General features: G+C 67.5%; 11 protein-coding genes. 9 read left to right on the forward strand and 2 right to left on the reverse strand.

Annotation, left to right across the window (positions count from 1 at the left end):
• Positions 1–50 precede the first annotated feature (50 nt).
• On the reverse strand, positions 51–332 hold the full coding sequence (locus CBM2586_RS28145) for a hypothetical protein (RefSeq protein ID WP_181924349.1): 282 nt from the start codon (positions 330–332) through the stop codon (positions 51–53).
• Between the two features lie 247 nt (positions 333–579).
• On the opposite strand from CBM2586_RS28145, the gene CBM2586_RS28150 reads away from it, so the two are divergent.
• From CBM2586_RS28150 to CBM2586_RS28190, 9 genes are all read left to right on the forward strand, one after another.
• Positions 580–1,536 carry an oxygenase MpaB family protein gene (locus CBM2586_RS28150; RefSeq protein ID WP_115691121.1) on the forward strand — a complete coding sequence of 319 codons (957 nt, stop codon included), beginning with the start codon at positions 580–582 and terminating at the stop codon, positions 1,534–1,536.
• 840 nt (positions 1,537–2,376) lie between these two features.
• Positions 2,377–2,703, forward strand: a complete 327-nt coding sequence (locus CBM2586_RS28155) for an RNA chaperone Hfq (protein WP_115666059.1) — start codon at positions 2,377–2,379, stop codon at positions 2,701–2,703.
• Between the two features lie 224 nt (positions 2,704–2,927).
• Positions 2,928–4,214 (forward strand): FliC/FljB family flagellin, encoded by a 1,287-nt coding sequence (locus tag CBM2586_RS28160; RefSeq protein WP_115691123.1) that lies wholly within the window; start codon positions 2,928–2,930, stop codon positions 4,212–4,214.
• Positions 4,215–4,359: 145 nt separating this feature from the next.
• A complete protein-coding gene (locus CBM2586_RS28165; RefSeq protein WP_115691125.1) occupies positions 4,360–4,716 on the forward strand; it encodes a flagellar protein FlaG in 357 nt (118 codons plus the stop codon).
• Positions 4,717–4,750: 34 nt separating this feature from the next.
• Entirely contained in the window at positions 4,751–6,157 is a 1,407-nt protein-coding gene (gene fliD, locus CBM2586_RS28170) for a flagellar filament capping protein FliD (RefSeq protein ID WP_115666056.1), read from the forward strand.
• A gap of 33 nt (positions 6,158–6,190) precedes the next feature.
• Positions 6,191–6,616: a flagellar export chaperone FliS gene (gene fliS, locus CBM2586_RS28175; protein WP_115691127.1), complete on the forward strand. Its 426-nt coding sequence runs from the start codon at positions 6,191–6,193 to the stop codon at positions 6,614–6,616.
• A gap of 1 nt (position 6,617) precedes the next feature.
• Positions 6,618–6,983 (forward strand): flagellar protein FliT, encoded by a 366-nt coding sequence (locus CBM2586_RS28180; protein WP_115691129.1) that lies wholly within the window; start codon positions 6,618–6,620, stop codon positions 6,981–6,983.
• 70 nt (positions 6,984–7,053) lie between these two features.
• Positions 7,054–8,355, forward strand: coding sequence for a flagellar hook-length control protein FliK (locus CBM2586_RS28185; RefSeq protein WP_115691131.1), 1,302 nt, complete (start codon positions 7,054–7,056; stop codon positions 8,353–8,355).
• Entirely contained in the window at positions 8,352–8,645 is a 294-nt protein-coding gene (locus CBM2586_RS28190) for an EscU/YscU/HrcU family type III secretion system export apparatus switch protein (protein WP_115666052.1), read from the forward strand. Before CBM2586_RS28185 ends, CBM2586_RS28190 begins: the two co-directional genes overlap by 4 nt.
• A gap of 481 nt (positions 8,646–9,126) precedes the next feature.
• Here CBM2586_RS28190 and fliE read toward each other — a convergent pair whose 3' ends face one another.
• Entirely contained in the window at positions 9,127–9,450 is a 324-nt protein-coding gene (gene fliE, locus CBM2586_RS28195) for a flagellar hook-basal body complex protein FliE (protein WP_115691540.1), read from the reverse strand.
• Between the last annotated feature and the right edge of the window lie 168 nt (positions 9,451–9,618).

Below are 9,618 nucleotides of genomic sequence, written 5' to 3' on the forward strand. Positions count from 1 at the left end.
GGCATGGCGATTGCGAAGCTAGGTCTGCGGCAGTTCGCCGCGTCAAGGAGCTAGCAATGGGACAGCAGCAACAGCCGGGTCAATCGCAGTCGGGCCAATCGCAATCTGGCCAGAAGCAGCATGAACAATCGCAAACTGGCCAACGCGGCAGCCAGCAGCAACCGGGACAACAAGGCGGCGGGCAGATGGGCGACAAGGACCGCATGCAGGACCAACAACAGCAGCAGGACCGCGGCAGTTCGCAGCCTGGCCAGCAAAGCGGCCAGCGCAGCGGCCAGCAAAGCGGCCAGGGCGGGCAGATGGGTGGCCAGCAAGGTGGACAAGGCGGACAAGGCGGACAACGCCAGCAGTAACACCCAGCCGCTACAACAAGGCAGCTATCCGGGTATGTGCGTGAGCAACATGCGGTGCTGACGCAGGGGCATACGCCGGAGATTGGCAGGCCGGAACCCCGAATGGGGCTCCGGCCCTTTTTGCGGCCGGGGCGCGGTGGCTGGCTCGCGCAGGTCGCCGCCATCCCGTGTATGCTGGCCCTGACCCCATCCCTCCAACCCTCTCGCCTTCCAGGCAGTTCCCGCTTTGTCCAGCGTCACCGACCCCGCCCCGGGCAGCGCCAGGCCGCAGCGCCGCGGCCCGCTGCAGCAGTTCTCCGCGAGACTGCGTGAACAAGCCGGTGCGCACGTGCGCGCGCTGACCCGCAGCAACTCGGGCCTGAGCCTCGACTATGACAACCCGCCCGGCGACCCCGGCCTGTTCGGCCCGGAAGCGGTCTGCTGGCGCGTGCATGCGGATTTCCCTGCGATGCTGGCCGGCGGGGTCAGCGCGTTGCTGCTGCAGACCCTGCATCCGCTGGCATTGGCGGGGGTATGGGACCACTCCAGTTTTCGCACCGACATGCAGGGACGCCTCGGCCGCACCGCGCAATTCATTGCCGGCACCACCTATGGCAGCCGCGCGGACGCCATGGCGCTGATCGATCGGGTGCGGCGCATCCATACCGGCGTTTCCGGCGTGGCGCCGGACGGGCGCCCCTATGCGGCTTCGGACCCCGCACTGCTCACCTGGGTGCACGTGGCCGAGGTATCGAGCTTCCTGGCGGGCTATCTGCGCTATGTCGGCCCGCTCGGCGCTGCGGAGCAGGACCGCTATTACGCCGAGGTGGCCCGCATCGCGCAATTGCTCGGGGCGGCCGACGTGCCGCGCTCGCGCGCCGACGTGGCGGCCTATCTCGAATCCATGCGGCCCGCGCTGCTGGCCAGCGAGCGCACCCGCGAAGTGGTGCGGCTGGTCAGGAAGATGCCGGTGGCCAATCCGTTGCTGCAGCCGGCGGTCAGCATCATGGTCGACGCCGGCATCGCGCTGCTGCCACCCTGGGCGCGCCGCCAGCTCGAACTGGACGGGCCATCGGTGCGCCGCTCCGCTGCCTTGGCCGGCATGCATGTGCTCGCCCCGGCACTGCGCTGGGCGCTGGGCGCTGGCCTGGCCGCACGGGCCCGGCGACGCGTCGCGCGGGGCGCGGAGGCCCGGACGGGTTGAGCGATTGAGGACGGACCGGCCGCTGACGCCGTGCCTGGCGCCCCACCCGGGCCGATCAGCGGACGCTTTTGGCCGAGAAAACAGAATTAGCGCCAGAATCCCCCGCATTTCAGGGAATCGGATGGCCAGAAAGTGGCGTTAAATGTGGCTCGGCATTCCGAACGGCCGGTCAGCTAATGCGACCGTCGCCAGGCGCCGCAGAGCGCGATTCCAACGACGCGGGCAAAAAAAGAAGCCCACGCGCGGGGTGCTCGTAGGCTTTCCAGGACTGCTCGAGCCAAACAGCTCTTGTGACGAATATAAACGCGCTTACATGAGGTGTAAATCCCGCTTCTATCAGGGGATTCCCCTAGCGCGAAACCGCTGCTGCGTTTTTCTGGCATTTCTGCCCCTGAAATCATTTTCAGGTTACTTCTTGCAGAGGCTGGCAAATCCCCTGCCAGCCCATTGCCGCCTGTCCTTGCCGGCCACAGGCGCGCCCCCGCTTGCCCACCCGGCCGCCGCGCCCTACCTCAACACATAGAAAAAAGCAACAACATTGGTAGAGCGTTGCATCTACATCATGCGCGCGGGTGCCCTCCGTTAACGCTTGTAAAACTTTGTTACCCTCACCGCTGAAGTATTCCTCTTCTCTTCTGGCAGCGCCAACCGCCGGCCATTGCGCGATATTCCGGGGCCCGCATGCGGGGCCGGGTCTCGGCGCAATCCAGGCGGCCAGTCCGGTCGCCGTTACCGAGAGCGGATGTTTCCCCTGCCGCCCAGGCCGTGCCGCACCCGAAGCTGCCGGCCAACGGACCGTTATCAGCCGCCAGAACCCTTGCGGGCTCTTCCGGAGTCGTTGTGAAGAAGAAGGAAATCCGGCCCAAGCAAACCAGCCGACGGCAACTGCAGTCCCAGCAATTCGCCGCCTATCGCATCACCCAGTCCCCGGTGATCGTGCACCTGTCCAACGGCGCCCGGCTGCACGGGCTGGTGCTGGCCGCCGACGATTTCGTGCTGCTGCTCGGCCGGCGCCCCGACGACGCCCAGCCCACGGTGGTCTACAAGCGCGCCATCTGCCTGGTGATGTCGGCGGATGCGACCGAGGCGGCAGTGGTGGCGCCGGAGCTTGCCGCCACGCCGGACTTTGTTCCGCTTTATATTCCGCGCACGCGCAAGCGCCGCTAGGCCGGCGCACGGTCGCCCCCCTTTCCACCTCCGCCCACGCCGCCGTACGGCGCCTCCTACCGCCCTGCCGCCACCCCGCGAAACTCTCGCGGAGATCACTCTAAACCTTTGCCTTGCCCGGTCGATAACCCAAGCAACGGAGGCACTCTACGCCCTGCAAAGCAGGCCGCCAACGTTACGGCACTAGCCGGAATGCCCAAAACTTTGCATATAGGAGTCGTACCATGGCGCAAGTCATTAACACCAATTCGTTGTCTCTGATGACTCAGAACAACATGAACGCTTCGCAATCGTCGCTGAACACGGCGATCCAGCGCCTGTCGTCGGGCCTGCGCATCAACAGCGCCAAGGACGACGCCGCCGGCCAGGCGATTGCGAACCGCTTCACCGCCAACATCCGCGGCCTGACGCAAGCCCAGCGCAACGCCAACGACGGCATCTCGCTGGCGCAGACCACCGAAGGCGCGCTGACCGAAGTCAACAACAACCTGCAGCGTATCCGTGAACTGAGCGTGCAGGCCGCCAACGGCTCGAACTCGGCTTCGGACCTGAAGTCGATCCAGGACGAAATCTCGCAGCGCCTGTCGGAAATCGACCGCACCTCGCAGCAGACCGACTTCAACGGCGTGAAGGTCCTGTCGGGCAACGCCAAGCCGCTGACCATCCAGGTTGGCGCCAACGACGGCGAAACCATCACCATCGACCTGAAGCAGATCGATTCGTCAACGCTGGGCCTGAAGGGCTTCAGCCTGAGCAGCAACGCCCTGAACGTTGGCGAAGCGATCACCCAGACCAACCTCGGTGGCACGCCGAAGGCAGCGAATCTGTCCGCAGCCGCAACGGATCTGGGCGTCGCTGCTAGCAGCCTTAGCCTGCACAATGTGCTGGATGCAAATGGCGTAGCCACCGCCGACTTCGTCGTCAAGTCCGGCGACGATTATTACTCCGCCTCCGTTGATGACACCACTGGTGCCGTCGTTCTGAACAAGGCCGACCTCACCTTCACTGACCCGACCAACGGCGTGACGGCTCCCACCAACCTTGCCGACCAACTGGTCAAGGTCGGTGTGAGCAGCACTGGTGCTGTGACCGCCTACGCTACTGTCCAGGGTCGTAACTTCACTCTTGCGGCAAGCGCGAAGACCAACGAGGGCGCTGCCCCGGTTGACGACGCCGCCACGGCCAACATCGTCCTGAGCGGCGTCGGCGCTACGCCCGAGTTCGCCGGCGCTTCGACGGTCAACCCGCTGAAGAAGATCGACGCGGCCCTGAAGATCGTTGACGACCTGCGCAGCTCGCTGGGTGCCGTGCAGAACCGCTTCGACTCGACCATCGCCAACCTGGGCACCACCGTGACCAACCTGTCCTCGTCGCGCTCGCGCATCCAGGACGCCGACTATGCCACGGAAGTGTCGAACATGACCCGCGCGCAGATCCTGCAACAGGCTGGCACCTCGGTCCTGGCGCAAGCCAACCAGACCACGCAGAACGTGCTGTCGCTGCTGCGTTAATCGCATCCGCAGACTGGCATACGAGGCTGGGCCGCAAGGCCCGGCCTTTTTGCCAGCGCCAGCAACGCGCTGGAGCGTTTCGCAGGCAGACCACTGCCTGCCAAGCGTTTCAACCTGAACCCGCCACTCGTCCACGGAGCACAGCATGGCGCTTCTTCCCACCGTGAACCCGACCGCAGTGCGCCTGCCGTCCGACGCGCCGGCCCACGGCACGACGGCAAGCCCCGCACGCGCCGGCCTGCGCGCGCCGGAAGAAGACGCCCTCAATGGCCCGGCACAGGCCGGGGCCGCCTCCGCCGCGATCGGCGAGCTGGTCGAAGCGTTCAGGACCACCTCGATCGGCCTGCGCTTCGAGATCGACGAGGCCACGCACCGCGTCGTCACCAAGGTGATCGACAAGGAAACCGGCGACCTGATCCGGCAGATGCCCACCGAAGAAGTGCTGCGCATCGCCCGCGCCATCGACAAGCTGCAGGGGCTGTTCGTCAGCCAGGCGGCCTGAGACCTGATCAACAGTTGAAGACGAGACAATAAGAATGGCAACGATCTCCTCCATCGGCATCGGCTCCAACCTGGACCTGAGCACCTTGCTGGACCAGCTGCAGAAGGCCGAGCAGGTGCCGCTCGAGGCCATCAACACGCAGGCCAAGAGCTACCAGACCAGGCTGTCCGCCTACAGCCAGGTGCAGAGCGTGCTGGACGCCTACAAGGCCGCCGCCGGCAAGCTGTCCAGCGCCGCCACCTTTGGCGCGGTCAAGGCCACGGTCGGCACGCCGGACGTGCTGTCAGTGACCACCGCGGCCAATGCCGTGCCGGGCAACTACACCATCACCGTCAACACGCTGGCAACCGCACAGTCGCTGGTCAGCGGCAACGTCGCCGATCAGAAGGCTGCGATCGGCGGCGGCGAGCTGGTGTTCGACTTCGGCGAGGCACTGGCCACCGGCGGCGCCCCCACCAGCACCAAGAAAGTCACCATCCCTGCGGGCTCGTCGCTCGAAGGCATGCGCGATGCCATCAACAAGGCTGGCATCGGCGTGACCGCCAGCATCGTCAATGACGGCAGCGCCAGCCCGTATCGCCTGGTGCTGACCTCGGACAAGACCGGCACCCAGGCCACCATGCGGGTGTCGTCGACGGACCCGGCGCTGAACAATGTGGTCGCCTTCGACCCGGCCGCCGCGCCCGCCGCCAACAAGATGGAACAGAAGGTGCCGCCGGCCAACGCGACGCTGAAGATCAACGGCATCGACGTGGTCAGCCAGAGCAATGCGGTGGTGGACGCCGCGCAGGGCGTGACCATGAACCTGTCCAGGACCGGCACCTCCTCGCTGGTAGTGACGCGCGACAACGACGCGATCAAGGCCTCGATCCAGGCCTTCGTCACTGCGTACAACAATATCCAGAGCACCGCCAAGTCGCTGACGGCGTTCGATACCAAGGCCGGCACGTCGGCCGCGCTGACCGGCGACGGCACGCTGCGCTCGATCCAGTCGAGCCTGCGCTCGATGCTGGGCGGCGCGATGGACGATGGCAACGGCGGCACCATCACGCTGATCGACGTCGGCATCACGTTCCAGAAAGACGGCACCATGAAGCTGGACGATGCCAGGCTGACCAAGGCGCTGAACGACAACCTCGGCGGGGTCACCTCGCTGTTCTCCAGCACCACCGGCGACGGCGGCATCGGCAAGCGCGCCACCACCTATATCGAAGGCCTGAGCAAGACCGACGGCGCGCTCAAGGTAGCGCAGGACGGTATCACCAAGACCCTGAAGGACCTGGAAGACGACTATGACCGCGTCCAGGACCGCGTCACCGCCACCGTCGACCGCTACAAGGCCCAGTTCACGCAGCTGGACCTGATGGTGGCGCAGATGAACCGCACCAGCAGCTACCTGACGCAGCAGTTCAACGCGCTCAACAACAGCATCAAGAAATAACCCGCCGCATCCACCGCCACAAGGAACCCAGCCATGTTCGCCCGCGCATCCGCCAACGCCTACGCCCAGGTCGGCGTCCAGACCGGTGCCATGAGCGCCAGCCCGCACAAGCTGATCGCCATGCTGTACGACGGCGCGCGCGCCGCGATCGCGCGGGCCAGGTTCCACCTGGAAGGCGGCAACGTCGCCGAGCGCGGCAATGCCATCTCCAAGGCCATCGACATCATCGACAACGGCCTGCGCGCCGTGCTCGACCACGACGCCGGCGGCGAGATCTCGGCCAACCTCGAAGCGCTGTACGAATACATGGTGCGCCGGCTGATGCTGGCCAACCTGCGCAGCGACGCAGCGCTGCTGACCGAGGTCGATGCGCTGCTGGAAAACCTGGCCTCGGCCTGGGCGCAGATCGATGACGCGGCCGCCGGGGCCGAGCGGCAACCCGCCTTACAGGACAACTAAAATGGCCTTCCCTCCAGTGTTTTCGCCGATCGTGGCCTGCTACGAGGAAATTCTCGCCCTGGCCGCGCGCATGCATGAGGCGGCGCAGGGCGCCGACTGGGACACGGTCACCACCTTGCAGCAAGCCTACCTGGCCCAGGTGGAGCGCCTGCGCGGGCTCGACCACGACGCCCCCTTCTCCGATGCCGAGCGCATGCGGCGCTACCAGCTGCTGGACCGCATCCTGACCTACGACGCCCGCATCCGCGACCTGGCGCTGCCGCAGCTCAAGCGGCTCGGCGACATGCTGACCAGCTCGCGCCGGCAGTTCGAGCTGAGCGCCGCCTATGGTGCGACGGCGGGCACCACGACCGGCGCCACCACCTGAGGCAGACTGAGCGCCGCTTCCTCGTTCCGGCGGACCACAGCGCCCGCCATCCCTGATTCATGCGACCCGTATGACCGGCATCCACCTGCCGCCAGGCCTGGCACCCGGTCAGGCCCCGGACCCCCAGGCCCTGCGCACCGCCATCGCCGTCGACCAGGTCGCGGCGTTGCAGCCAGTGGCCGAGGCGACCGAGTCCAATGTCCAGAACACCACCGGCCAGGCCATCCGCCACAGCGCGCTGGCAAGCGGCCCCAATGCCATGCCCGGCCAGGGCGCCCTGCTGCCGGGCGCGTCGACGCAGGAATCGCTGAGTGCGGCGGCGCGGGCCATCCTGGCTGTGATGGACGGTGCCGAAGCCCAGCTGGTGCGCAGCAAGGGCTCATTGCTGCCGGCGGCGCCCACGGCGGCGTCGGCGCAGGCCACCGCCGCGGCCCTGGCCAATGCGGTCGGCCAGAGCGGCCTGTTCTATGAATCGCACCTGGCGCAGTGGGTGGCCGGCGCGCGCGGGCTGGCGAGCCTGCGGCAGGAGCCGCAGGCGCAGGTTCCGGTACCGGGCCGCCCCGCTGTCCCGGCCAGTGCCAGCCAGGGCGCCGCTGCCGCGCCGCCGTCGCTGCAGCTGGCCTATGCCGGCAGCGGCGCAGGGGCGGAACCGGCGCGGCCGTCCATGCCGCCGCTGCTGCCGGCCTCGCAGGTGCTGGCCGAAGCGCTGGCCTCGGCCGGCAATCCGCGCGTGGCCCACAGCCATGCGGCGGCCGAGCAGGCGTTGCGGCAAGGCACCGCGACCACGGCCGCCTACCGCCGCGGTGACGCCGCCGAACCGGCCGCGCCGCGCCCCTCGGCCGCCATGCTGGCCACGCAGGCCTACCAATCGACAGCCGAAGCCGGCGGGCGCCTGGCCGCGCCGGACAGCCTGGCCAGCCAGCCGGCGCGCGCATCGGATGTCGGTACGCCATCCGCTCCGGCCGCCGCCGGCCCGGCCATCCATCCCGCCACCGAAGGTGTGGTCCGCCAGCAGCTGGAGTTGCTCGCCACGCAGCAGTTCCGCCTTGCCGGCGAAGCCTGGCCCGGGGTACCGATGGAATGGGAACTGCTGCGCGCGGAGCCGGACGCCACGGCCGGGCATGGCGAAGCCGCGCGGCCGTGGTCGAGCCGCCTGCGCCTGCAGCTGCCCAACCTCGGCGTGGTCGAAGCGGTGCTGACCCTCGGCCCTGGCGGTCTTGACGCTCGCGTGGCCACGCCCGAAACCGACGTGGCCGCGCGCTTGATCGCGGCGCGGCCGCAGCTGCGCAGCCAGCTCGAGGCGCATGGCATTGCCGTGCAGCGCCTGAGCGTGCAGACCTGGGACAGCCTGGCGCAAGGCGCAATGCCATGAGCGACGCAGCACACCAACGCGGCGCAGCGATCGCGCTGTCGTACCAGCACAGCGACAAAGCACCTCGCGTGGTCGCCAAGGGCTACGGCGTGGTTGCCGAAGCCATCATCGCCCGCGCACGCGAGGCCGGCGTCTACGTCCACGACTCGCCAACGCTGGTGAACCTGCTGATGCAGGTCGACCTCGACCGCCACGTGCCGCCGCAGCTCTATGTGGCGGTGGCCGAACTGCTGGCGTGGATCTATCAACTGGAATCCGGCCTGGATCCCGACGCGCCGGGCCTGGCCTGAGCGCCGGCCCAAAAAAATTGTTCATCGTCGAATGCCGGGGATGATGTGGATGCGCAGGGATTGATGCGGTTGATGCGCCGGCCCTCACCCCCGCCCCTCTCCCGCAAGCGGGAGAGGGGAGAAAACAAGCGGAAGGGAAAATCCTTTGGGATCGCCCGCGACAACGCGTGCGAGCGCAGCGACGCACTCCGTGCCAGAGCAGTTGACCTGAGATAGGGAGCGCACGCAGCGCAGCCGAAGGCGTCCCACCAATAGCGTGATAAGCAGGCGGCCACCGACCTAAAGTCGGGTTCGTCCATCCGCCCCCGAACGCCAGGCGCCTCCAGGTAGCTCGGACAAGAAGTAGGTCGCCGGCTACGCCGGCGAAACAGCCACGCCCGCCAAGCACGACAAACAAATCAACCTCGGTACCCCGCCCCCAAAAAAGCCCCCGGCCGCTTACGCGCCCCGGGGGCTTCCTATTCCAGCCAAGGCACTCGCCTTACACCGGCATATTCATCATCTCCTGATAAGCCGCCACCAGCCGGTTGCGCACCTGTACGCCGGTCTGGAATGACACATTGGCCTTCTGCAGGTCGATCATCACGTCATTGAGCGCCACGCCGGGCTTGCCCAGCTCGAACGCCTCGGCCTGGCCGTAGGCGCGCTCCTGCGCGGCGTTGATGCGGCCGAGCGAGCGCTGCAGTTCGCCGGCAAAGCCGCCGCCGGCAACCGGTGCCGACTGGCTGGCAGGGTTGCCCGGGGCAACCTGGGACATCCCGCGCAGTTGCTGCAGCATGCCCTCGATGGAAGAGAGTGTGGTCATGTGGGTGATCATGCGCCGGCGGGCCGGCTCGGTGGATGGTGTGGCGCGCCGCTGGCGCGGTTGCCGGGCTGCGGCAGGCGCTCCACAGCCAGTTTCAGCCCCCGCAGAGTACCCGCCGCCGGCGCCGGCCCATGGACCGAAATCCGCCGGAAAACCCGGTCTATTCAC

The sequence above is a fragment of the Cupriavidus taiwanensis genome (genome assembly GCF_900250115.1).
GTDB lineage: Bacteria > Pseudomonadota > Gammaproteobacteria > Burkholderiales > Burkholderiaceae > Cupriavidus > Cupriavidus taiwanensis_B.